The organism is Kumtagia ephedrae (assembly GCF_003012745.1).
GTDB classification, from domain to species: Bacteria; Pseudomonadota; Alphaproteobacteria; order Rhizobiales; family Rhizobiaceae; genus Kumtagia; species Kumtagia ephedrae.
This window is the reverse complement of the sequence record NZ_PXYK01000020.1, coordinates 117283-140496: the sequence shown is the minus strand read 5'-3', so window position 1 is coordinate 140496 and position 23214 is coordinate 117283. Positions and strand designations below refer to the sequence as shown.

Annotated in this window: 24 protein-coding genes; 9 read left to right on the top strand and 15 right to left on the bottom strand. The window is 65.6% G+C overall.

The window, feature by feature from the left end; translation table 11 throughout:
• The first annotated feature begins 7 nt into the window (after nucleotides 1-7).
• Nucleotides 8-670: a transcriptional regulator BetI gene (betI, locus tag C7I84_RS20160; RefSeq protein WP_106774020.1), complete on the top strand. Its 663-nt coding sequence runs from the start codon at nucleotides 8-10 to the stop codon at nucleotides 668-670.
• Nucleotides 671-700: 30 nt separating this feature from the next.
• Nucleotides 701-1780 carry a type 2 periplasmic-binding domain-containing protein gene (locus C7I84_RS20155; protein ID WP_106774013.1) on the top strand — a complete coding sequence of 360 codons (1080 nt, stop codon included), beginning with the start codon at nucleotides 701-703 and terminating at the stop codon, nucleotides 1778-1780.
• A 95-nt stretch (nucleotides 1781-1875) separates the two neighbouring features.
• On the opposite strand, the gene C7I84_RS20150 is transcribed toward C7I84_RS20155, so the two are convergent.
• Complete coding sequence (locus C7I84_RS20150) at nucleotides 1876-2265, bottom strand: low affinity iron permease family protein (protein WP_106774012.1); 390 nt, start codon at nucleotides 2263-2265, stop codon at nucleotides 1876-1878.
• Between the two features lie 163 nt (nucleotides 2266-2428).
• Here C7I84_RS20150 and C7I84_RS20145 point away from each other — a divergent pair, with 163 nt between their 5' ends.
• The gene (locus tag C7I84_RS20145) at nucleotides 2429-2665 is read left to right on the top strand and encodes a hypothetical protein (protein WP_106774011.1); all 237 of its coding nucleotides are present in this window, start codon (nucleotides 2429-2431) and stop codon (nucleotides 2663-2665) included.
• A gap of 216 nt (nucleotides 2666-2881) precedes the next feature.
• Nucleotides 2882-4192 carry a flavin monoamine oxidase family protein gene (locus tag C7I84_RS20140; protein ID WP_106774010.1) on the top strand — a complete coding sequence of 437 codons (1311 nt, stop codon included), beginning with the start codon at nucleotides 2882-2884 and terminating at the stop codon, nucleotides 4190-4192.
• Here C7I84_RS20140 and C7I84_RS20135 read toward each other — a convergent pair.
• The 3 genes from C7I84_RS20135 to C7I84_RS20125 are packed head-to-tail and all read right to left on the bottom strand — an operon-like array spanning nucleotide 4156 to nucleotide 6963.
• Nucleotides 4156-5229, bottom strand: coding sequence for an ABC transporter ATP-binding protein (locus tag C7I84_RS20135; RefSeq protein ID WP_106774009.1), 1074 nt, complete (start codon nucleotides 5227-5229; stop codon nucleotides 4156-4158). The genes C7I84_RS20140 and C7I84_RS20135 overlap by 37 nt on opposite strands.
• Before the next feature lie 7 nt (nucleotides 5230-5236).
• The gene (locus C7I84_RS20130; protein ID WP_106774008.1) at nucleotides 5237-6049 is read right to left on the bottom strand and encodes an ABC transporter permease; all 813 of its coding nucleotides are present in this window, start codon (nucleotides 6047-6049) and stop codon (nucleotides 5237-5239) included.
• Nucleotides 6046-6963 (bottom strand): ABC transporter permease, encoded by a 918-nt coding sequence (locus C7I84_RS20125; protein ID WP_106774007.1) that lies wholly within the window; start codon nucleotides 6961-6963, stop codon nucleotides 6046-6048. The genes C7I84_RS20130 and C7I84_RS20125 overlap by 4 nt, the downstream gene beginning before the upstream one ends.
• Before the next feature lie 236 nt (nucleotides 6964-7199).
• On the opposite strand from C7I84_RS20125, the gene C7I84_RS20120 reads away from it, so the two are divergent.
• The 3 genes from C7I84_RS20120 to C7I84_RS20110 all read left to right on the top strand — a co-directional run bounded on the left by C7I84_RS20120 (nucleotide 7200) and on the right by C7I84_RS20110 (nucleotide 9832).
• Complete coding sequence (locus C7I84_RS20120) at nucleotides 7200-8612, top strand: aminotransferase (protein ID WP_106774006.1); 1413 nt, start codon at nucleotides 7200-7202, stop codon at nucleotides 8610-8612.
• Between the two features lie 402 nt (nucleotides 8613-9014).
• Nucleotides 9015-9332 (top strand): tetratricopeptide repeat protein, encoded by a 318-nt coding sequence (locus tag C7I84_RS20115; RefSeq protein ID WP_106774005.1) that lies wholly within the window; start codon nucleotides 9015-9017, stop codon nucleotides 9330-9332.
• Nucleotides 9308-9832, top strand: a complete 525-nt coding sequence (locus C7I84_RS20110; protein ID WP_106774004.1) for a hypothetical protein — start codon at nucleotides 9308-9310, stop codon at nucleotides 9830-9832. Before C7I84_RS20115 ends, C7I84_RS20110 begins: the two co-directional genes overlap by 25 nt.
• On the opposite strand, the gene C7I84_RS20105 is transcribed toward C7I84_RS20110, so the two are convergent.
• The 11 genes from C7I84_RS20105 to C7I84_RS20055 all read right to left on the bottom strand — a co-directional run bounded on the left by C7I84_RS20105 (nucleotide 9804) and on the right by C7I84_RS20055 (nucleotide 20903).
• Nucleotides 9804-11003 carry an aromatic ring-hydroxylating oxygenase subunit alpha gene (locus tag C7I84_RS20105; RefSeq protein WP_106774003.1) on the bottom strand — a complete coding sequence of 400 codons (1200 nt, stop codon included), beginning with the start codon at nucleotides 11001-11003 and terminating at the stop codon, nucleotides 9804-9806. The genes C7I84_RS20110 and C7I84_RS20105 overlap by 29 nt on opposite strands.
• A gap of 395 nt (nucleotides 11004-11398) precedes the next feature.
• Nucleotides 11399-12490 carry an ABC transporter ATP-binding protein gene (locus C7I84_RS20100; protein ID WP_106774002.1) on the bottom strand — a complete coding sequence of 364 codons (1092 nt, stop codon included), beginning with the start codon at nucleotides 12488-12490 and terminating at the stop codon, nucleotides 11399-11401.
• Nucleotides 12483-13508 carry an ROK family protein gene (locus C7I84_RS20095; RefSeq protein ID WP_106774001.1) on the bottom strand — a complete coding sequence of 342 codons (1026 nt, stop codon included), beginning with the start codon at nucleotides 13506-13508 and terminating at the stop codon, nucleotides 12483-12485. Before C7I84_RS20095 ends, C7I84_RS20100 begins: the two co-directional genes overlap by 8 nt.
• Nucleotides 13508-14230 (bottom strand): ribulose-phosphate 3-epimerase, encoded by a 723-nt coding sequence (locus C7I84_RS20090; protein ID WP_106774000.1) that lies wholly within the window; start codon nucleotides 14228-14230, stop codon nucleotides 13508-13510. The genes C7I84_RS20095 and C7I84_RS20090 overlap by 1 nt, the downstream gene beginning before the upstream one ends.
• Complete coding sequence (locus C7I84_RS20085) at nucleotides 14227-15057, bottom strand: alpha/beta fold hydrolase (protein ID WP_106773999.1); 831 nt, start codon at nucleotides 15055-15057, stop codon at nucleotides 14227-14229. Before C7I84_RS20085 ends, C7I84_RS20090 begins: the two co-directional genes overlap by 4 nt.
• Nucleotides 15054-15875 (bottom strand): sugar phosphate isomerase/epimerase family protein, encoded by an 822-nt coding sequence (locus tag C7I84_RS20080; protein ID WP_106773998.1) that lies wholly within the window; start codon nucleotides 15873-15875, stop codon nucleotides 15054-15056. The genes C7I84_RS20085 and C7I84_RS20080 overlap by 4 nt, the downstream gene beginning before the upstream one ends.
• A complete protein-coding gene (locus C7I84_RS20075; RefSeq protein WP_106773997.1) occupies nucleotides 15875-16951 on the bottom strand; it encodes a Gfo/Idh/MocA family protein in 1077 nt (358 codons plus the stop codon). Before C7I84_RS20075 ends, C7I84_RS20080 begins: the two co-directional genes overlap by 1 nt.
• A gap of 9 nt (nucleotides 16952-16960) precedes the next feature.
• The gene (locus tag C7I84_RS20070; RefSeq protein ID WP_106773996.1) at nucleotides 16961-17782 is read right to left on the bottom strand and encodes a sugar phosphate isomerase/epimerase family protein; all 822 of its coding nucleotides are present in this window, start codon (nucleotides 17780-17782) and stop codon (nucleotides 16961-16963) included.
• Nucleotides 17783-17786: 4 nt separating this feature from the next.
• Entirely contained in the window at nucleotides 17787-18623 is an 837-nt protein-coding gene (locus C7I84_RS20065; RefSeq protein ID WP_106773995.1) for a carbohydrate ABC transporter permease, read from the bottom strand.
• Complete coding sequence (locus C7I84_RS20060) at nucleotides 18620-19594, bottom strand: carbohydrate ABC transporter permease (protein WP_245428512.1); 975 nt, start codon at nucleotides 19592-19594, stop codon at nucleotides 18620-18622. Before C7I84_RS20060 ends, C7I84_RS20065 begins: the two co-directional genes overlap by 4 nt.
• Nucleotides 19557-20903, bottom strand: a complete 1347-nt coding sequence (locus C7I84_RS20055) for an ABC transporter substrate-binding protein (RefSeq protein WP_106773993.1) — start codon at nucleotides 20901-20903, stop codon at nucleotides 19557-19559. Before C7I84_RS20055 ends, C7I84_RS20060 begins: the two co-directional genes overlap by 38 nt.
• Nucleotides 20904-21066: 163 nt before the next feature.
• Between C7I84_RS20055 and C7I84_RS20050 the strand changes: the two genes are divergently transcribed.
• Both C7I84_RS20050 and C7I84_RS20045 read left to right on the top strand, forming a co-directional pair.
• Complete coding sequence (locus C7I84_RS20050) at nucleotides 21067-22218, top strand: Gfo/Idh/MocA family protein (RefSeq protein ID WP_106773992.1); 1152 nt, start codon at nucleotides 21067-21069, stop codon at nucleotides 22216-22218.
• Nucleotides 22219-22241: 23 nt separating this feature from the next.
• Nucleotides 22242-23213: an alpha/beta hydrolase gene (locus C7I84_RS20045; protein WP_106773991.1), complete on the top strand. Its 972-nt coding sequence runs from the start codon at nucleotides 22242-22244 to the stop codon at nucleotides 23211-23213.
• Nucleotide 23214 lies beyond the last annotated feature (1 nt).

Here is a 23214-nt window from a genome sequence, read left to right as displayed (position 1 = left end):
CGCACCCCTGAAAGAACCTCTAGCCGACGGCGAAAGGCGCGGCCGAAAAGCCTCGAAGGAGACGCGGCGGCAGCAGCTGATCGAGGCGACGATCGATTCGCTCGCCAAGCGCGGCTATTCGGAAACGACGATGGCTGATGTCGCCGACGGCGCCGGCCTGTCGCGCGGCATCGTCAATTTCCATTTCGAGAGCAAGGAAAAGCTGCTCGTCGCCACGCTGCAATACATGGCCGACGAGTATTCGGCGCATTGGCGCGCGGCGCTGGAAAAGGCCGGCGACGATCCGGCACGCCAGCTCGCCGCTCTGGTGGCCGCCGATTTCGACCGTGCGATCTGCAACAAGCGCAAGCTGGCCGCCTGGTGCGCATTCTGGGGCGAGGCGAAGTCGCGCCCGACCTACCAGATGCTGTGCGGCGCCAATGACGAGGCCTATCAGCAGGTCTTCATAGATCTCTGCCGGCGGCTGAAGGAGGACGGCGGCTACGACTTCGATGCGTTTTCCACGGCGCTGGGGCTGAGCGCCATGCTCGAGGGGCTGTGGCTGCGCCTCATGATGGGCACCGAAAACGCCACGCGCGAAAGCGCTCGGCATGCGGCATCCGACTATCTCGCCTCGGCGTTTCCGCGGCATTTCAAGCGCGAGGCGCCGCCGGCGAGAAAGGTCGACTGAACAACAAGAACCACAGAGGATGGAACGACAATGACTTCTACTCGACGCATTATTTTGACGGTCGCACTCGCCGCGACGCTGTCGGCTTCCGCGCCGGCACTCGTTGCCGCCGCGGACTCGGAACTGACCATTTTCGACTGGTCCGGCTACGAAGCCGAACAGTTCCATCCCGACTATGTGGCGAAACACGGCGATTCCCCGACCTTCACCTTCTTCGGCGACGAGGACGAGGCGTTCGAGAAAATCCGCTCCGGCTTCAAGACCGACCTGGCGCATCCCTGCTCGCAGAGCGTGGTGAAGTGGCGCGACGCTGGGCTGATTGAACCCCTCGACACATCCAAGATCGCGGCCTGGAAGGACCTCAACCCCGGCATCATGGCGATGAAGGATCTCGCCACCACGGCCGACGGGACCGCTTGGTTCATGCCGTGGGACTGGGGCAACACGCTGGTGACCTACAATTCGGAGAAGGTCGACGAGAAGGACATCCAGTCGCTGAAGGCCTTCGCCGAACCGAAATTCAAGGATCGCGTGTCGATCGGCGACAATGTCGACGACGCCTACGCGCTGGCCTCGCTGGTCATCGGGCTGAAAGACTGGACGCAGATGACCGACGAGCAGTTCAAGCAGGCGTCGGACTTTTTGCGCGAGGTGCACAAGAACGTGCGGCTCTACTGGACCGACAATACCGACATCGTGCAGGCGATGAGCGGCGGCGAGGTCGACCTCGCCTGGGCCTGGGACGACGCCAGCGTGCAGTCGGCACTGGCCGGCGCGCCGATCAAGGCGAAAAAGGATACAGACGAGGGTCTGTCGACCTGGGTGTGCGGCTATGTCCGACTGAAGGGCGCGCCGGGGAATATCGACAAGACCTACGATTTCCTGAATTCGATCAACACCGATCCGGTCGCGCAGTTCCTGCTGTCGGACTGGGGCTATGGCCACGCCAACGCCAAGGCGATGCAGTCGATCGACCCGAAGGTGCTGGCCGAGAAGGGTTATGACAATGTCGAGAAATTCGTGGACAAGACGCTGTTCCAGTCGCCTGTGCCGGCGGAGCTGAAGCAGAAGATGATCGCCGAGTTCGAGAAGATCAAGGCGGGGTACTGAGCCGACGCGGGGCGTGAGCCGGTTTTTTCCGGCGCTCGGCGGCCCGGTCGCATACCTTTGGAGGCCGGGGTTTTCCCGGCCTTTTCATCGATGGATCAGGCGGCGGCCTCTTGCGCCTCTTCCGCGGCCTCACCGGCGCGCTCGGCTGCCTCTTCGCACTTCTTGCGGATTTCCTCGAGCTCGCTCTCGGTCAGGTGCTCGATGCCGATGAAATGATTCTTTGCCTTGGAACTGCGGATCAGTTCGTCGAGCTTGGTCTGCAGGGCGGCGCTGTCCCGGTTCTGCGTGTTCTGGATCAAAAACACCATCAGGAAGGTGATAATCGTCGTGCCGGTGTTGATGATCAGCTGCCAGGTGTCGGAGAAACCGAACAGCGGCCCGCTCACTGCCCACACTATGATGATCCCGGCGCAGAGGATGAAGGTCCCCGGTTTGCCGGCCGCGTAGGCGATGGCGTTCGCGATTCTCGTAAAATGCTTTTCCACGGCATCCTCCTGTGACCTATTCCGGCCTGCCAGGGAGGTCGGCGCGGCTAAGGCCCTGGAATAACAATCAACATCCTCCCGAAGTTCCCTTCGTGTGGGCCGTGGCCGCTGGAACGACGGCCGCTCCGGTGCGTTTTGCCGCGACCAATTGGAGAGCCGATCGATGGTTACGTTCAGGGAAATGAAGGTGCGGGAGATCGTCGAGGACGGGTCGCTCAACACCCGCCAGAAGATCGAGAGGTTGAGGGAGATCGAATCGGAGGCGCGCGGGCTGCAGCGGGCCGCCAGCGAAAGCCCGATGAATCCCGGCGATGGGTGGGACAACGAGCTGCGTGAAGTGCGGAAGGCATTGGCCAAACTCGGCGCGAAGCGACTGCGGAAGGGCGCCGCGACGCTGTGACGACAATGGCTCCGATTTGGCCGGCCGGCTGGAATGGCTGCGTTGGCCACATCGGCGCCGCGGAATCACCAGGTCGGCAAAATCCCGATGCGCCAGCACCATGGCCATGGACATTAACCATGCGTCATCGGAAAATGACAAGGGGGAGCGGCCCGGGAGTGGCCGCTCGGGAATGGCAGGTCGGGCTGCCGGAATGGCCAGGCAGGGGGCAGGCAATTGAGTGCGAGGGTCGTTCGGTCGCAGGTGATCGTCATCGGAGCCGGGTTCACCGGCCTGTCGGCAGCGCATGTCCTCAAAGCGGCTGGGATCGACGTCGTTGTCCTCGAGGCACGGGATCGGGTCGGCGGACGGGTGGAATCGATGTCGAACGGGCTCGGCGAGCGCGTTGACGTCGGCGGCCAGTATTACTGCGACGACATGCCGGAGATTTCGGCGCTGGCGGATGCCTATGGCAAGACGCGGGTGAACGGGCTGTTTCCTGGAAAGTGGCTGATCGAGCCGGCGACGATCGTCGGCACGGTCGAAGACCTTTACCGCCGTTCCGCGAGGATCCGTGACCGGGCGAACGCTCTCGACCCCGACGATCCTGCCATCGCCAACCTCTCGGTGCGCGGCTGGGCGGAGGCGCAGCCCGACGCGCATGACGCGCAATGGGCCTTCCTCGGTTCGATCGAGGGCCTGTGGTGCCAGCCGGCGGACCTTCTGCCGCTCTGGTATTTCGTTTCCAACGACCGGCGCATCACCAACGAGGCGCCTGAGTTGCAATATTTCCTGAAGGAGACGATGCATTCGCTGGCCGAGGATCTCGGGCACCAACTCGGCTCAGGGCTGCGCCTCGGCGAGGCGGTACGCAGCATCCGGCACGGTCCGGGGAAAGTCAGCCTCCGCACGGACGCGGGGCTCTACGAGGCCGAACACGCCATCCTCGCCGTGCCGCCGGTGATGGCGCGCCGGCTCACCTACGATCCGCCGCTCCCGGTCGAGCTCTGTCAGGCGACTTCGGTGTGGCGCAGCGGCAAGGTGATTAAGGCGCTGCTGCGCTACGAAAGACCGTTCTGGCGCGACAAGGGGCTGAGCGGCAGTGTGTTCTTCCTCGATCCGCTGGGTCTTTATGCCTGCGACGCAAGCCGCGACGACGATCACGCGGCGATCGTCGTTTTCGCCGGGGGCAGCCTTGCCGAGCGTTGGCGGCGGATGGGGCATGAGGCTGTCAAGCTGGCGATCCTGGAAAAGCTCCGCGCGGCGTTAGGGCACGAGGCGAAGACGCCGCTCGACGTCACGATGCGCGACTGGACGGACGACAAATGGAGCGGCGGCGGCTATTCCGACACGATCATGGATTTTTCGGCGAAGGACGCCGAAGCCATCCTGCGGCGCGGTCTGTCCTCCGTGGCATTCGCCTCGTCGGAACTGTCGCCGTCTTTTCCCGGCTACATCGAGGGCGCCATCGTCGCCGGCAGGGCGGCGGCGATCGGCGTGATCGAATCCCTTCAATCCGCCATGGCGACCAGCGCGTCGGGATCGTAGCCCAGCCGGATCGGCGCGCCGAGCGGCAGGTCGTCGGCGCCGAAATCGTTGGTCTCGGTGACTGACAACGGCTTGTCCATGCCGGGCACCTCGACGACGAGGTGGGTGATCTCGCCGAAATAATGCCGTTCCACGACCGTGCCCGCCACCTCGTGCCTGGCGCTGGCATCGTCCCACAGGACGCGCAGCCGCTCGGGGCGGATGCCGATGGTCGCGGCCGAGCCGTTCTTGACATAGGCGGCCGGTTTGTCAGTCCTGACGCGGCCGAAGCCCAGCGTGTCGACGACGATGGACGTGCCGGCGTCGTCGACGATCTCGGCCTTGATGAAATTCATGCCGCCCAGAAAATCCGCCACCTGGCGGTTGACCGGCCGCTGATAGATTTCCTTTGGGGCCGCCACCTGCGCGATTTTTCCGCCGAACATGACGGCGATGCGGTCTGACATGGCGAGCGCTTCGTACTGGTCGTGGGTGACCAGGATGAAGGTGATGCCGACGGCCTTCTGCAGCCGGCGCAACTCGACCTGCATCTGCTCGCGCAGCTTCTTGTCGAGTGCCGACAGCGGCTCGTCGAGCAGCAGAACCTTTGGCCGCATCACCAGGGCTCGCGCCAGCGCGACGCGCTGCCTTTGGCCGCCGGAGAGTTCGGTGGCGCCCCGCTTGCCCAGCCCGGCGAGCGACACCATGGCCAGCGCTTCCTCGACGCGGCGCTTTTCTTCCGCGGCCTCGAGCTTCATGCGCTTGAGCCCATAGGCGACGTTCTGCTCGACGTTCAAATGCGGGAAGATGGCATAGCTCTGGAACACCATGTTGGTGGGGCGGCGGTTGGCCGGAATGCCATCCATCGGCTGGCCGTCGACGAGGATCGAGCCGCCGGTCGGGGTATCGAAGCCGGCGATCATCCTGAGCAGCGTGGTCTTGCCGCAGCCGGATGGGCCGAGCAGCGAAAAGAACTCGCCCTCGCGAATGGCGAGATTGGCGTCGTCCAGGGCCTTGAACGTCCCGTAGCTGCGGGTGACGTTCCTGATTTCGATCATGGTACGGTCAGGCAAGGGACACCCCCGGCGCTTGGGTGCGCCGCTCGGCGCGGCGGCGCAGGATTTCGGCAATGGTGAGCAGGGCGAAGGAACCAACCAGCAGCAGCGTGCCGAGCGCCAGCACGCTGGGCAGTTTTGCGGCGAAACGCAACTGGCCCCAGATGTAGATCGGCAAGGTCGCATCCGTGCCGCCGAGGAAGAAGGCGATGATGAAATCGTCGAGCGAGATGGTGAAGGAGACCAGCAGCGACGAGATGATGGCCGGCGCCACCATGGGCAGCGTCACGCGCCGGAACGTGCCCCACGCCGTCTCGCCGAGATCCGCCGAGGCCTCCTCCAGGCTCGCGTCGAAACCCTCGAAGGCCGCCGTCAGCACGCTGACGGAATAGGGAATGCAGATCAGGATGTGCCCCAGCACGACGGTGAACAGCGACAGGCTGAGGCCAAGCCGCAGAAGCACCAGCAGCATCGAGACTGCGACGATGATCTCCGGCAGGACCAGCGGCGCCATGATCAGGCCATGGGCCGTCCCGCGTCCGGGAAAACGGTAGCGGGTGATGGCGCGCGCCGCGCAGATGCCGAGCACCGTTGCCAGCATGGCGGAGGCGACGCCGACGACGAGGCTGTTCCACGCCGCGTCGAGCAGAGCCTGGGTGCGCGGCAGTTCCTCGTACCATTTGAGCGTATAGCCGGTGAGCGGAAATTTCGGCACCGCCGACGCGTTGATCGAGAAGACCGGCAGCAGAAGTACCGGCAGATAGAGGAAGATCACGTAAAGAATGGCATAGGCCGGCAGCCATCGTTCGAGCAGGCGTTTCATCGGGCACGCCTCGCCGCCAGCTTGAGCAGGAGGACCGAGGCCGCCGCCATCGCGGTCACCACCACCATCGTGGTGACCGACAGCGCCGCGCCGAGCGGCCAGTTCAGCGCCTTGCCGAATTGCGCCTGGATGGCGTTGGAGATCATCACGCCGTCCTTGCCGCCGACGAGCTTCGGCGTGACGTAGTCACCGACGGTCGGGATCATGACGATCAGCAGTGCCGAAATGACGCCGGGCATCGACAGCGGCAGCGTTACCCGCAGGAAGCTGCGGATGGGGCCGTCGCCGAGGTCGGTGGCGGCCTCGATCAGCGTGCGGTCGACCTTCTCCAGCGACACGAAGATCGGCAGGATGGCGAAGGCGGCCCAGGCATGGGTCAGCGTGATGATCACGGCACTTGAATTGTAGAGCAGCGCCGTCGACGGTTCGTCGATGATGCCGAGGCCGAGCAGGCCGGAATTCAGCACGCCGTTGTAGCCGAGGATCACCTTCCACGACATGACGCGCAGCAGGTAGCTGGTCCAGAACGGGATGGTGATCAGGAACAGCCAGAGGCTCTTGTACCGGCCACCGCGGAAGGAGATGTAGTAGGCGATCGGATAGGCGAGCGCGACCGTGAGAACGCTGACCGAGAAGGAGATGAACAGCGAGCGCAGCAGCAGGTCACGATAGATCGGCTCGGTCAGAGCGATGCGGTACTGTTCGAGCGTGAAGGTCCGGTCGATGGTGAGATAGTTCTGGGTCCAGAAGCTGTGGGCGATCACCACTAGGATCGGCACGACCAGCAGCACGAGCGCGTAGAGCAGGGGTGGACTGACCAGCGCCAGGCCGCGGGCAGTTTCCGATTGCAGAAGGGGTTTCGAGCCGGGCCGCGCCTTGCGGTACGCGATTTCCCCTTCCGCGGCAGCCGTCATTGCAACGGCTCGCCTGTCGCGGATCGCGTGAACTCACGTTCCATGGCTGCTCTCATGCCGGCCGGGCGTTCCCTTGTTTCCGGGCTTTCCGTCATCATGAGCGCAAGAGCGGATTGAAATCAAGCCGCATTTCTGGAATATTGATTGAACGGATATTCAGAAAGAATTCGATAACGTATTTTTTACGGCTATTTAAATGCGTCGCCGGTCCGGATGCCGGAGAAAAGGAGATCGATATGGCGGCGGTCAGGGACAGCAGCTTCGAGCGACAGGCCCCGGAGGCGGACGCGGAAGAACTGGCGAGGCGCCATCTCGTGCAGCCGTGGCCTTATGCCGGCTCCATCGGCAGCGAGGCACGCGGCCTGATCGGCAGCGGCGACGGCATCTACGTCACCGATGGCGAGGGCAGGCGGCTGATCGACGGGCCGGCCGGCATGTGGTGCGTCAATGCCGGTCATCGCCGCGAGGAACTGGCTGGGGTGATGTACGAGCAGGCGATGCGGCTCTCCTACAACACGCCCTGGTACACGATGAACGAGCCGTCGGCGGTGCTTGCCGAGCGCATCGCGGCTCACGCGCCGGGCGACCTCAGTCATGTGTTCTTTACGACCGGGGGATCGTCGGCGGTGGAAAGCGCGCTGCGCTTCATGCAGTTCTACAACAACGTGCGCGGTTGGCCGGAGAAGAAGCTGCTGCTGTCGCGCGGCGGCGCCTATCACGGCTCGACCTATCTGTCGGCCTCGCTCAACGGCCGCCCGCGCGATCGCGACTGGATGGATGTCGCCGACGGGCTGGTGGTAAAGCTGTCGTCGCCGGACCCATTCCGTCGCCCCGAGGGCATGACAGTGGAGGCGTTCGCCGACCAGCTCGTCGACGAGTTCGCCGAAACGGTGGCGCGGATCGGCGCCGACAAGATCGGCGCTTTTGTCGGCGAACCGGTGCAGGCATCCGGCGGAGTGATCGTGCCGCCGCCGGGCTACCTGCCGCGTATCCGTGAAATCTGCCGCGACAACGACATTCTTTACGTGTCGGACGAGGTGGTGACGGGTTTCGGCCGGCTCGGCGAGATATTCGCCTCGCAGGACGTGTTCGGCATCGATCCCGACATCATCACCTTCGCCAAGGGCGTGACTTCCGGCTATTTTCCGCTCGGCGGGATGCTGGTGTCGGAACGGCTGCTCGCCGACCTGCGCCGTTCCAACCACCCGGATGCCATGTATGCGCACGGGCTGACCTACACCAGCCACCCGGTCGGCTGCGCGGTGGCGCTCGCCAATCTCGACCTGCTCGAAGGCGGCATCCTCGACCATGCGCGTGCCGTTGCGCCGTATTTTCAGGAGCGGCTGAAGACTTTGGAGGAACTGCCGCTGGTCGGCGAGGTGCGCGGCGTAGGCCTGATGGCCTGCGTTGAATGCGTCGCCGATCGGGAGAGCAACGATCCGCTGAAGCTCGACTACGAAGTGGGAAAACGCATCGACGCGCACTGCCACTCGCTCGGCCTGCTGGTGCGGCCGCTCATCCACATGTGCGTGATGTCGCCGCCGCTGATCATTTCGCGCAGCCAGATCGACGACATGGTGGCGATCCTGCGCGAGGGCATTTCGCGGACCATGGACGATCTCGCCACGGAAGGTGTCTGGCAAGGGTGATCATGCCCGCGCCGCCCGCCGGGCGCTCCTCCCCTATCAATGAAAGTTGCCGCGCTCCCTTCGGCCTGAGCTTGCGAAGGGAGCGCGGCGCGGCGCCATTGGGGCCGGGCGCCGATCACGGGTCTGCGGGTCCGCCGCGCCTGCGCACGCAGGGCGTTCCGAATCGGCACGCCGAAAATCTACTTGCCTGCGCGACGCATTGCTGATGGCAATGCGGGGCATATCGGGGCATCTGGGTGGACATGGCGGCGCTGGACGGGCGCAACGGGGCGGAAAGGCCGCTGAAGAGCTGGAAGGAGATCGCCAGCTTCTTCGGCCGCGACGAGCGGACGGTGAAGCGCTGGGAGGCAGAACGCGGCCTGCCGGTGCATCGCGTGCCGGGCCAGACGCGGGCGTCGGTCTATGCCTATCCCTCCGAGCTGGAAGCTCGACCAGAACCTTGCCGCGGCGCATGCGGCGCTAGGCTTCACGGTCTTCTACTGGGACCGCGACTTCGTTCGCTCGCGGGCGCTGTTCGACCGCGCCCTCGAACTGGATCCCGGCTCGCCCGACAACAATCACTGGCTGGCGTTGACGACCATGCAGACGGGTGCCTTTGACGTGGCGCTCGACGCCATTCGCCGGGCCCAGGAACGCGATCCGAACTCACGGCCATCCTCGCCAACAAGGCGCTCATCCTGTATCACGCCGGTCAAGTGGAGGAATCCGGCAGGCTACTGAGGGAATTCGCTGAAAGCGCCCCGGACTATCCGGCGCCGCATTTCTATCTCGCCGACATCTATTTCGACCAGGGCCGCTACCGGGAGTCGCTCGCTGAATCACTGGAAGCGGCGCGGATCGTCGGGGAGGAGGGCATGGCGAAGATCTACCGGGCGGCGCAGCAGGGCTATGCCGCCGATGGCCGGGAAGGCCTGCTGGAGGCGATGCTGGCCGAACAGCTTGGGCAGCATGCGCAGGGCAAGGTATCGGCCTACAAGGTCGCGCGCACGCTGGCGTTTCTCGACCGGACCGAGCCGGCCCTCACCCATCTCGCGCTCGCCGTCGCCGAGCGCGAGCCGGACAGCCTAGGTATAAAGATCGATTCGGCGTTCCGCAGCCTGCACGGCAATGCCCGCTTCCGCGGGATACTCGCGCAGGCGGGACACGCAATGTCCTTTTCCGGAGAAGCCGTCGAAATGGCGGTCGATGCGGTCAGGAGCGGGACCGAAGCGCCTCGTTGAGCCCCCACATATCCTTCTCCTCCGGCGCCGTCTCCAGTTCCAGCACCGGCAGGAGCCCGCGCAAATGGTCGTGGTGGCTGCGCACGCCGTATTCGAGATCGGACAGATAGAAGCCGGAGAAAGCATCCGACAGCATGGATTCGTTCGACCACACGGTGAGCTGGATGTCCTCGGCGGTGGTCTCGCGGTCGATGCGCCAGGCCAGATAGCGCGCCGCCGCCTGCTGGCGCGTCTCGTCGGCATAGCGGTATATGGCGCCGCGCAGCAGCGTCTGACCGGTGGAGAGCGGGAATTCCTGGTAGAACTGCGCCGTCTCCGGCGTGACGGCGATCACCGCGTTGGGGAAGAGGCCGTAATAGATCCAGGCCTTGCGCAGAGTCTCAGGCAGGCGCTCCGGCTGGGGCGCGATGCGGACATAGTTGCGCACGCTCCAACGCCGCCCGGCATGCGGATTGTAGGTGGCGAAGGAGCGCGAAACGCCGTTGGCGAAGGGCTCGTCGAAATAGGTCGCGCCGTAGAGATCCTGCAGGGCCGGGTGCGCCATGGCGACATGGTAGCCCTCGTTGTCGACGTCACGCACCGACTTCCAGTTGACCGGTGTCTTCTGCGTCCACACGCCATAGGCCGGCACCATGCCGGCAATACCGTAAGGGGCGATCTCCGCCTCGACCGGACTGAGGAGTTCGGCGACCGAGGGTTGCGGCCCTTGTCGGAAGCGTACGAAGATGAAGCCCATCCAGATCTCAAGCTCGAGCGGCGACAGCCCGAACTCGGCCTTGTCGAGATCCGGAAAGGAGCCCGGCCGCGCCGCGCCGCGCAGGGTGCCGTCGAGATTATAGACCCAGCCGTGGAAGGGGCAGACCAGCGCATTGCGGCAGGTGCCCTTGTCCTCGGCGACGACGCGGGAGCCGCGATGCCGGCACATGTTGTGGAAGGCCCGCACCACGCCGTCCTTGCCGCGCACGACCAGGGCGCGTTCGCCGACGACGTCCATGGCGAGGTAGTCGCCGGCATTGGGCACGTCGGAGACGTGGCCGACGATCTGCCAGTGATTGCGGAAGACGTGTTCCTTCTCCAGGTCGAGAAGAGCGGGGCTATGATAGCTCCAGCCCGGCAACCCCCGGCGGTCCCAATCGTTGGGGATGGCCACGTCACGGCTGTGCAGGTTCATAATAGGCTCTGTTTTGTTTGAACGCTCATTCAATATAATCATGTTTTTCTATTTTTTGCAATGTGTTGCGGGTTGCGTTCGTGTCTTTGTTGGTGGACAGGATGCCTCGCTCCCTACCCGGAAGCGCCGGCGAGGCAAGTGAAAGCTGGGCATTCCCAGCGGCTTAGCCGACCACACGCGCGGGAGCCCTGCCTCGGAATCGCGAACTCGATCCGACGGCAAATGATCCGTCTTCGGACGAGTCATGCATGGTAGGTCAGGGCTAACGAGCGGACTTCCGCGATTTTTGGCGACGAACCGCTCGCGCTGCTCAATCAATCGGATCGGCTGCAGCGCCGGCGGTGGCCAGCCCTCATGTCAGCCTGATGGCCGACGTCCGCCAATGCCTGCCGCCGCTACTTCGCGTGGAGCGAAGGCAAGGCCTGCCCATCCTGGCGGAAGAGGTGGCAGGACGCCGGGGCGATATCCAGGGCGATCGGACTATGGAGAGGCGTCGCGTCGCCGCCGTCTGCCTGCACGACCAGCGTAACCTCAGGTGCGACCTTCACATGCAGGATGGTCAGGCTGCCCAGTCTTTCGGCGAGCATGGCCTCGCCCCTGAACTGCCCGTCCGGCGCCACGCGCAGATGTTCCGGGCGGATGCCGAGCAGCACCTCGTCGCCGACACTGACCGTATCGGCGGTGGCGGGAACGGTAATCGTGTGGCCGCCGGGCAACGTGACCGACACGCCGTCGGGGCCGGTCGAAGCCACCGCCGTCGTCAAGAAATTCATCTTGGGCGAGCCGATGAAGCCGGCGACGAAAATGTTCGCTGGCCGGTGGTAGAGGTCGAGCGGCGAGCCGACCTGCTCGATCTGGCCGCCGTTCAGCACCACGATCTTGTCGGCCATGGTCATCGCCTCGATCTGGTCGTGGGTGACGTAGATCATGGTGGCGGCCAGTTGCTCGTGCAGGCGCATCAGCTCGAGCCGCATGCTGACGCGCAAGGCGGCGTCGAGGTTGGACAGCGGCTCGTCGAACAGGAACACTTTCGGATTGCGCACGATGGCGCGGCCGATGGCGACGCGCTGGCGCTGGCCGCCCGACAGTTCCTTGGGCCGGCGGTCGAGCAGTTGCGAAAGCTGCAGAGCTTCGGCTGCCTCCAGCACCTTGCGGCTCCGCTCCTCCAGGGACACGCCGGCGATCTTCAGGGCAAAGCCCATGTTCTCGGCCACCGTCATATGCGGATAGAGCGCGTAGGACTGGAACACCATGGCGAGCCCGCGCTCGGACGGATCGATGTCGTTGGCGCGCTCGCCGTCGATGACGAGATCCCCGGCGGTGATCTTTTCCAGACCGGCTATCATGCGCAGCAGCGTCGATTTTCCGCAGCCTGACGGGCCGACGAAGACCACGAACTCGCGGTCTTCGACGTCAAGGTCGACGCCCTTGATGATCTCGACGGCGCCGTACGACTTGCGCGCGCCGCGCAGCTTGAGTTCAGCCATGGTGTGCCTCGCCGGAAACGGGGTTTTCGGATGCGTCCTCGTCCTGCACGATCGCGATCGGTGCGCCGGGCTCGCCTTCCCACAGGATCAGGCTGGCGGCGCCCACCAACCCGGCATTGCCGCCGAGCTGCGCAGGCATGATGGGGACATCGCGATAGGCGGGCATCGCACGCCGGCTGACGGTCCGCCGGAGAGTGCCGATCAGCAGGTCGAAGCCGTTGGCAAGACCGCCGCCCATCACCAGCACGTCCGGCGAATAGAGATGCAGCAGGTTGGTGAAGCCGATGCCGAGCCACTGCGCCTCGTCCTCGATCAGCGCCAGCGCCGCATGGTCGCCGGCGCGCGCCGCCTCGACCACATGCCGCGCCGTGACGTCGCCGTTCGCCGATAGCCGCCGCATAGGCGAGCCGTCGCCGGATGCGGACAGCGCCGTGGCGCGGCGACCGAGCGCCGTGCCGGAGGCGACGGCCTCGAAGCAGCCTACGGCGCCGCAGAAGCAGCGCTCGCCCTCGCCGGTGATGGTCATGTGGCCGATCTCGGCGGCGAGCCCGCGCCGGCCATGGTAGAGACGGCCTTCGGCGATGACGCCGCCGCCGATGCCGGTCGATACGGTGACGAAGACCAGCGACTCCGCTCCGCGCCCGGCGCCGAAGCGCAATTCGCCCAGCGCGGCGGCGTTGGCATCGTTTTCGAGCCGCACCGGCAGGCCGAACCGGCTGATGAGGATGTCCATCAGCGGCACCTCGTGCCAGCCCGCCAGCGTCGGCGGGCCGATGACGATGCCGGCCTTTGGATCGAGCGGACCCGGCGCGCCGAGCCCGATGCCCGCCACCTCCGCATCCGGCCGCATCGCCCGCAACTCGCCGGCGAGCCCGACGATCTGGCCGATCACCGCTTCCGATCCGGCCAGCGCCAGTGTCGGCGCCGAGGCGGAAGCGAGGATGCGCCCGCCGCTCTCGACGAGCGCGCCGCGCAGCTCAGTGCCGCCGAGGTCGAAGGCGAGGGCGACCTTTGGCATCAGGCGGCGACCTTCAGCCTGTGCAGCCAGGCCATCCGTTGCGCGAGGTCGGGGGCGCCGAAGGCGAGCGATCCCAGCACGACCGTCTCGGCACCGGCGGCGCGCAGCCGCGGCACCGTCTCGTCACGGATGCCGCCGTCGGCAGCGAGCACGACCTCGGCTTCGCGGCCGGCTTCCCGTAGCAGCTTGCGCGCGGCGATCAGCCGGTCGCAGGCATTGTCGGCAAGGCCGACGCCCTTTATGCCGATGGAGGTGCCGAGCAAGGTGACGAACTCGACCTCGGAGAGGAACGGTTTGACCGCCTCGACCGGCGTCTCCAGCTTGAGCACGACGCCGGCCGCGGCGCCACGCTCGCGCGCCAGCCGCACCGCGCGCAGCCCAGCCTCGCCGTTTTCGGCATGCACGCTGACCAGATCGGCGCCAGCCTCGATGAACTGGCGGGTTTGCTCCTCGACGATGTCCGCTTCGACCATGAGATGAACATGGACCGGCTTCGCCGTCAGGTTCGCGATGCGCGCGACGAAGTCGGGGAAGAACAGCAGGCCTGGCGTGAAGCGGGCGTCGGCGACGTCGATATGCTGGAGATCGACATGCGCCTCGATGCGGTTGAGGTCGCGCTCCATGTTGGCGAGGTCGGCCGACCACAGCGAGAACTCGCCGATGAGCCGGTTGCGGGGCAGGGCGGCGATGGCGGCGCGGCCGGAAAGGGTTTTGGTCGTCATGAGGATGCACCGTTGGGGATGTCGAAATGGCTGCGCAGGAAGGCTGCGATCGCCGCCTGCACCTCCGCGAAATGGCGGTTCTTGTCACTCGCCTTGGGCGTGACGATTCGGATGGCGGCGCCGGGGATGGCGGCGGCAAGTGTTTGAGCCATCGGCAGCGGATGGATCGCGTCCAGCTCGTTGCCGATCACCAGCGTGGGGATGGCAAGTGCGGCCGCATCCTGTTCCGAGACGTCGGGCCCGTCGCTGGAAATATCCTCCAGCACCTCGGCGAACCGAAGGATGTCCGGACGGTCGAAATAGCCGAGCAGCGAGTTCAGATTGTCGGGAGCCTCAACCTTCAGCCGCACCGCCGTCTGCGACCGCTCGAAGTTGGCGCGGGCCTCGGCGAGCGGGTGGCTGCGCACCAGCCGCGCGACTTCGGCGATCGGCGCGAGGTTTTCGGGAGCGGCGGAAAATGCCCAGGCGGGGCGCACCAGGAGGAGCCCGCTCACGCGATCCGGATGACGGATGGCGAGGCGCAGCGCCAAGCCCGCGCCCATGGAAATGCCGCCGGCGACGAAGCGCTCGATACCCGCTTGCTCGGCGGCGGCGACGATGTCGTCGGCGAACATGGCGAAGGAGAAAGGACGCTTGCCGCCGAGGCTGGAGCCGCCATGGCCCCGGCACTCCAGCGTCAGCCGCCGGCAGGAGAGCGATCCCGGAAAAGTCTGCGCCACCTGCGCCTCGTCGCCGCCAAGACCGTGCTGGAGCAGCACGGCCGGACCTCGCCCAAGGTCGAAGATTTTTAGCAGCGCGCCGCCGCGTTCGAGCGTGGTGACGGTCATCGCACCAGCTCCTTCAGGAAGCAGGCGACGCCGGGCGCCTCCCCGGCGGAGAGGCCGTGGGTGACCAGCGGGCCGTCGAAGCCGGTTGCTTTCAGCCGGGCGACGAAATCGGAGAAGTCGACGATTCCATGCCCGGCGGTGGCGAAGCGGCCGTCGGCAAAGCGGTCTTTCGCATGGGCCACGGCGACATGGCCGGCGCTGCGCTCCACGGCATCCGCCACGACGGCGCGGGCCTGGCCAGGTGTCGCGCGTTCGAACAGGTTCGCGGGGTCGAGCACGATCTTCAGCCTGCGGGAGCCCATATTGGCGATCAGGCGCATGGCCTCGGCGGCCGACGTGACTATGTTCGCCTGCTCCGGCTCGATGCCGAGGTCGACGCCGTGCCGCTCTGCAAGCGCCAGCGCCTTTTCCATCTCGCGCGCCATGTCGACCCAGGCGGAGGAATCGGCGTTGTCCGGATGGTGCGCCCACTGATCATGGGGATCGCGGGTGCCGGTGCACAGCGTGACCAGCGGTATGGACAGCGTCGCCGCCGCCTCGATCACCACGGCCAGCCGGCGTAGGCCGTCTTCACGCACCGCCGTGTCGGGATGGGCCATGTTGTAGGTGCCGGAGAGCGCCGCCAGCGACACGCCCGTCGTCTCGGCCGCTCTTGCTATCGCGGCTATCGTTTCCGCCGGTACCACGTCCGGCATGGAGGACAGGCCGGCGCAGGCGAGATTGAACTGCGTGGTCGCATAACCCGCCCCACTCACGGCTGCCAGCACGCTGGCAGGATCGGTGCCGGGAAAGGTCTTCGCGAAAATCCCGACCTGCATCAGACTGCGCCCGTCACCGAGGCGAGCTCGACGCGCTCGCCGCTTTCCACCGAGCGGGCGATCGCCACCATGGCGCGGATCGAGGCGATACCGTCCTCGACGTCGGCGCCGCGCATCGGCGTCCCGGTGAGCACCGTGTCGGCAAGACCCTCGAGCTGGCGGCGATAGAAATGTCCGTCGGCGCCGAGCGGTTTTCTGATCGTCGCGTCTTTCTCGTGAAAAATTTCCACCTCGCTGGAGCGGAAGAACCAGGGGTTGAAGGTTTTGGCGATCACCGAGCCGTTCTGGCCGTAGAGCTGGAAACCCTCGTGCCAGTCCATGCGCACGGCGACGGTGAGGTCGAGATGGCCGAGCGCGCCGCTGGCGAATTCCGTCTCGACGAACCAGCAATAGGCGCCGAAACGCTCGTGAAGGCGGGCGCGCACGGCGACGATGTCGCCGCACAGGAAGCGCGCCGTATCGACCAGATGCGAGCCGTGCGCCAGCATGAAATATTGCCGCAGATCGGCCTTCGGGTTGCCGGACGGTTTTCTGGCCAGCTTGCTGGTGACCGGAAGCGGCTGCACGGCGTCCGTGTTGGTGTAGCGGTGGGTGGAATCGCAGTACCATGCCTTCAGCGCCAGCACCTCGCCGATCTCGTCGCGGATGAAATCGCGCGCCACCTCGATCGGCTGGTCGAAACGTTTCATATGGCCGACCTGGAGGATTTTGCCCGTCCGCCTCACTGCCTCCGCGAGTTGTTCGCCTTCCTCGACGGAGACGCCGATCGGTTTTTCGCACAGCACATGCTTGCCGGCCTCCAGCGCCTTGATCGACATCGGCACGTGATAAGCGTCGGAGGTGGCGACGATCACCGCTTCCAGCTCGGGATCGGCGAGCATCCGGTCGTAATCGTCATAGAGCTTTTGCGGCTCCCAGGTACCGCCCATGCGCTGGAGAAGATCGGGCGCGACATCGCAGATGGCGTAGAGCTCGGCGTTCCTGGCCTTGGCGCAGGATTCGAAATGCGCGAACTGGGCGATCGGCCCGGCGCCCAGCACCCCGACGCGAAGACGACGTTCGTCCTTCCTGATCATCGCCGGTCCTCAGTAGCCATAGCTGCGCATGGTTTCGCGGTTGGTCTTCACCGCGCCCGCGGGGTCGGCGGCGGCAGTTTCGGATTCCTCCTCCAGCACCAGCCAGCCGTTGAAGTTCGGCGCCGCGGTGACGATGTCGATGACCGCCGGCGTGTCGCAGATACCCTTGCCGAGCATGGCCCAGGTGCCGGCCGCGTCGACGTCCTTCAGATGCAGGTAGCGGATGCGGTCCCGGTAGGTGCGCAGCGTGTCCAGCATGTCGGCATGGCCGCGCAGGATGTGGCCGGTGTCGGGCACCCAGCCAACGAGAGAGGGATCGAGCAGGCCGAAGATGCGGTCGTAGTCGGGACGATCGTAGAGCAGCGTGTTGTGGTGCGAGCTTGGATGCACGGCTACCTGCACGCCGGCCTTGCGGCCGAGCTCGCCGGCGCGGTTATAAGCCTCCGCGGCTATGGCGAACTTTTCCTCGCGCGGTCCGTCGGAAACCACTGTCGCCGATCCCATGGACACCAGCGCGCCCGGGAAATTGGCGGCGAAATCGATCCAGCGCCGGGCGCTTTCGAGATCGGCGTCGATCTCTTCCCTGACGGTAAAGCCGCTGTCCGAGCCGAAGGCGAAGGAGACCAGCGTCAGCCCCGCCTGCTTCAGCGTTGTGGCGAACTCCACCGGCTTGCCGGCATAGCGGCCGATCATCGTGTCGGTGATCTCGATGCCGGAATAGCCGCCGTCCGAGATCGCCCGGACCAGATCGTCCGGGCCGCCGGCAAAGCGATCCCCGAGCATTTCCCAGGTAAAGGTCTGGCAGCCGACCTTGAGGCTTCTGGCAGTCATTTCATCATTCCTTGATGCCGCCCTGGGTCAGGCCTTCGATGATGTGGCGCTGGAAGAACAGCACCAGCACGATCAGCGGCACGGTCACCACGGCGGAGGCCGCGGCGATGTCGCCCCAGGGCACGTAATATTGGTTGGTGAAGTTGGCGATGCCGACCGGAATCGTCTGGCGGTCGATATTGGAGGTGAAGGCGAGCGCGAACAGGAATTCGTTCCACGCGGTGATGAAGGCAAGCAGGCCGGTGGTGACGAGGCTGGGCAGCGACATCGGCAGGATGATGTGCCAGAGCAGGCCGAGCACGCCGACCCCATCCATGCGCGCCGCCTCGTCGATCTCGCGCGGCAGCGTCTCGAAATAGCCGAACAGCACCCAGGTTACGAGCGGCAGACCGAGCGCCAGGTAGGTGATGATCAGCGCCGTGTAGGTGTCGAGCAGGCCGAGATTGCTCGCCACCAGATAGAGCGGCCCGACCAGCGCGATCTGCGGAAACATCGACACCGACAGGATGACCATCAATATGCCGAACCGGCCCCTGACGTTCAGCCGCGACAGCGCGAAGGCGGCGAGCGAGCCGACGAACAGGCAGAGGAAGGTGGTGGCGAGCGACACGACCAGCGAGTTCCAGACATAACGGTGAAGCTGCTTTTCGACAAAGGCGTTGTAGTAGTGCTCGAAGGTCAGCGGATCGGGGATCAGCGACGGTGTGCCGGAGGTCAGCGCCTTGTCGAGCTGGAACGATGTCGAGAACTGCCAGATGAAGGGCCCGGCCGACCACAGCAGGATCAGGGCCGCGCCGAGATAGAGGACGAAGCTGCGCAGGGGCGACGAGAGGCCGGTCATCGCGCCCTCCTGATCTGCCGCATCAGATAGAGGCAGAAGGCCACCGCTATGGCGAGCTCGGTAACAAACATGGCCGTCGACACGGCCGAGCCGTAGCCGAATTCCAGCGTGGAGAAGAGCACCTTGTAGGACAGCGTCGACAGCGTCTCGGTCGAATCGGCCGGACCGCCGCCGGTGAGCACATAGACCAGATCGAAGACCCGAAAGGCGTCGAGCGCCCGGAACAGGCCGGCGATCAGCAAGGTCGGCATGAGCAGAGGCAGGCGGATGTGCCAGAAGGTGGTCCACGCCTTCGCGCCGTCCATGCGGGCGGCTTCGAGCAGCGATGTCGGCACGGTCTGCAAGCCTGTAAGCAAAAGCAGCGCCATGAAGGGCGTGGTCTTCCACACATCGGCGATGATGATGGTGGTCATGGCGGTGTCGGGAGAGCCGTACCAGTTGACGTTCTGGTCGATCAGGCCGGCATGCAGCAGGATGTAGTTGATGATGCCGTGCTGGCCGTCGAACAGCCAGCCGAACATTTTTGACGTCACCACGGTCGGCATCGCCCAGGGAACCAGCATGGCGGCGCGCACCAGCCCCCGTCCCTTGAACGCCTCGCACAGGATGAGCGCCATGCCGAGCCCGATCACCGTCTCCAGCACCGTCGACGCGAAGGTGAACCACATGGTGTGCCACCAGGCGTTCCAGAACTGCGCGTCGCTCCAGAGCCGCAGGAAATTGGAAAAACCGGTGAACTCCTGCTCCTGGGTGATCAGGGAGGTGTTGGTGAATGAAAGATAGAAGCCGTTGACGATCGGGTAGAAGGAAACCGACGCCAGCGAGACGATCGCTGGCGTCAGGAGGATCAGCGGCCAGAGCGCGGCCGGCAGCAGCTTCGAACGTCGGCGCGGCCAGCCGCTTGCTGATGAACTGACCGCCGCCGACATCGGATCAGCCGACGATGCCGTCGATCTGGGTCGCCAGCGCATCCATCTCTTCCTGGACCTTGCCGGAAACCAGCGCCTTGGAGATGCCGGACTGCAGGGCGAGCGTCACCTTGGCATATTCCGGCGTGATCGGGCGCGCCGTGGCGCCGGTGAACACTTTTTCCAGGCTCGCCATGAACGGCTGCTCGGTCTTGATCTTCTCGTCCTGGAACAGCGCAGGCCGCGTCGGCGCGAGGCCGAAATTCAGTGCGATGCGGTGCTGGGTTTCCGGCGATGACAGCCAGGTGAGCAGCTCGATCGCGGCTTCGCGCTGCTTCGAGTTGGCGTTGACGCCGAGCTGGTAGCCGCCGAGGCAGGCCGAGCTCTTGCCGCCCGGGAAGGACGGAAGCGGCGCGACGCCGACCTTGTCGACCACCTGCGAGGCCTTCGGATCCTGGGCGATCGGATAGACGTAGGACCAGTTGCGCATGAACATCGCCTTGCCCGAGGTGAAGGGCTGGCGCGACGGCTCCTCGTCCCAGGACAGCACGTCCTGCGGGCTGATCTTGGTGGTGTTGATGGTGTCGTGGAGGAACTGGATGGCCTCGACGGCTTCCTTCTTGTTGATCAGCGACGACTTGCCGTCCGGCGCCAGGATCGAGCCGTTGTTGGAGGTGATGATCTCGACCGCGTCGCAGACCAGCACTTCGGCCTGCTTGCCCTGCCAGAGATAGCCGAAGTCGACGTCGCCGCCCTTCTGCGCGGCGGCGGCGATGGTCGCCATGTCGGCCCAGGTCTCCGGAACCTTGCCGCCATGCTTCTCCAGCACGTCCTTGCGGTAATAGAACATGCCCGAATCCATGAACCAGGGCAGGGCGGTCAGCTTGCCGTCATAGGTACAGGCGCTGAGGGTGCCGGAGAAGTAGGCGTCGCGCTTGTCGGCGGGGAAATATTCGTCGAGCGGCAGCGCCCAGCCCGCGGATGCGAAGCCGGCGATCCAGATCACGTCCTGGCTGAACACGTCCGGCGTGCCGTTGCGGCGGGCGAGCTGCTGGACGAGACCCTGATAGACCTCGGTCGACGAGCTCGGGGGCGGCAGCTCGATGTTCTTGACCAGCACCCGGTCCTGGGATTCGTTGAAGGTCTTGATCAGGTCGCCGAACGTCTCCTTGCCGAAGAAGGCGGCGCTGGCGAAGCTGATTTCGGCGCGTCCCTGGGCTCGGGCCGGGCGAGTACCAAGCCCGGTGCCAATGCCGAGCGCGGCGGCGCCGAGCAGCCCGGCGCTTCCGATGAGAAATTGCCGGCGGTCGGCCTTGGTCACATGAGCGACGAGTTTCGAGCCGGAGCGCGGCCCCTTTCCGGTGTCAGACATTGCTTCCTCCCTGAAAGCTGGCGGCGTCACCAGCATTGCCGCATGTTCGATAAAAAATTAACGCGCGTCAATATTTAAAGTGTTCCATAGTGATTTTTAGCTGTTCGCCGCCGGGCAAAAGGAGTATCGGACAGAGCGTCCGCGACGTCGGGAGGAGCTTGGAATGCATGGAAAATCAGTGGCGGCGCTGGGAATAGGCGTCGTCGGATGCGGCAACATCTCGATGACCTATCTGCGCAACGCGGCGCTGTTCGATGGCGTGGAACTGCGGGCCTGCGCCGATATCTCCGCCGACATGGCGGCCCGGCGCGCCGGCGAGTACGGCATTCGCGCAATGAGCGTCGACGCACTGCTGGCCGATCCGGAAGTCGACCTCGTGCTCAACCTGACCATCCCCGCCGCGCATTTCGACGTGACGCTGTCGGCGCTTTCCGCCGGGAAACATGTTTTTACCGAAAAGCCGCTGGCGACCTCAGCCGCCGACGGCCGGCGCCTGGTCGCGGAGGCGGAGAAGCGCGGCCTGCTGATCGGCTCGGCCCCGGACACGTTCCTGGGTGCGGCCGGCCGCCGCGCCCGCCGGCTGATCGACGAGGGCGCCATCGGCCGCCCGGTCACCGGCACCGCCTTCATGATGGGGCGCGGCATGGAGCACTGGCACCCCAATCCGCAATTCTACTACCAGCCGGGCGGCGGCCCGGTGTTCGACATGGGACCGTATTACCTGACCATGCTGGTCAATCTGCTAGGCCCGGTCGCCGGCGTCATGGCGATGGCGACCAGCGGCCAGGAGGAGCGGCTGATCACCGCCGACGGGCCGTTCAGGAACACCACCTTCAAGGTCGGCACGCCCACCACCGTGCAGTCGCTGCTCGAATTCCGCTCCGGCGCGACGGTGACTTTCGGCGCGTCGTGGGACGTGTTCCGGCACTCCAGCCACCCGATCGAGCTGCACGGCACCGAAGGGTCGCTGCGCCTGCCCGATCCCGATACGTTCGGCGGTACCGTGTCGCTGTCGGAGCGCGGCGCCGAGTGGAAGGATTTCCACAGCGAGGAAGAACTCTACGGCGCGCGCAACTGGCCTTTCGCCGCACCGGACCGCGCCAACTACCGCATGCTCGGCGTTGCCGACCTGGCACGGGCCTTGACCACCGGCGCCGCCCCGCGCGCTTCGGGCAGGCTGGCTCTGCATGTGCTGGAGATCATGGAGGCTATTCTCGTGTCGGGTGAAAGCCGCGAGGCCGTTGCCATTGTCGAGGGGCCGACCGTCCAGCCGCCACTGCTCGGCGAGGAAGAGGCTGGTAGTCTGCTTGCGTGACCTGCCGGCCGGAGGAGCCAGCCATGTCGATATTGCCTTCTGTTGACCTCGATCCGGGTGCCCGGCACGTGCTGGAACTCGGAAGGGAGGCCGCCCTCCCACCCTTCGAGACCGGAACGCCAGCCGAAGCCAGGCGCGCCTACGATGCCGGCGTTCCGACGCTGCAAGGCGAGCGCGAGCCTGTCGCCTCTGTCGGGGAGCGCGTCTTCGCCGGACCCGGCGGAGCGCTGACCGTCAGGCTCTATCGCGGGCAGGGCGCGCCGGAGACAGATGCGTCGGCGCTGCTTTATCTGCATGGCGGCGGCTGGGTGATCGGCAATCTCGAGTCGCATGACGAGGTCTGCCGCTGGTTCGCCAACATCGCCGGATGCGTCGTCGTCTGCCCGGATTATCGGCTGGCGCCCGAGCACAAGTTTCCGGCCGCCGTCGAGGACTGTCTTGCGGCGCTCTCCTTCATGCGCGATTCCGCCGATGCGCTCGGCATCGATAGGCGACGCATTGCGGTTGCCGGCGACAGCGCCGGCGGCAATCTTGCCGCGATCGTCGCGCTGACGGCGCGCGATACACGGGACGCTCCGCTGACGGCGCAACTGCTCCTCTACCCCAATACGGATGCCTCGCAGACGGCCGACAGCTATCGCCGCTTCGCCGAGGGTTTCGGCCTGACGGCCGCGACCATGGCCTGGTTCCGCGACCACTACATCCGCGACAAGGCGGACATCGACGACTGGCGCGTGTCGCCGCTGAAGGTGAAAAGCCTCGTCGGAGCGGCGCCGGCCTTCGTCGCCATCGCCGGTCACGACATATTGGCCGACGAGGGTGAGGCCTATGCGCGGCGGCTTGCCGAAGACGGTGTGGAGACCGTCCTGCGCCACTGGCCGGATCAAATCCATGGTTTTGTGTCCATGGGCCGCCATATCCCGGCGGCGCGTGAAGCTGTCGAGGCCGCCGTCGATGCCTGGCGCGGCTTCGATCGGGGTTTCGCGCGAGAATAGG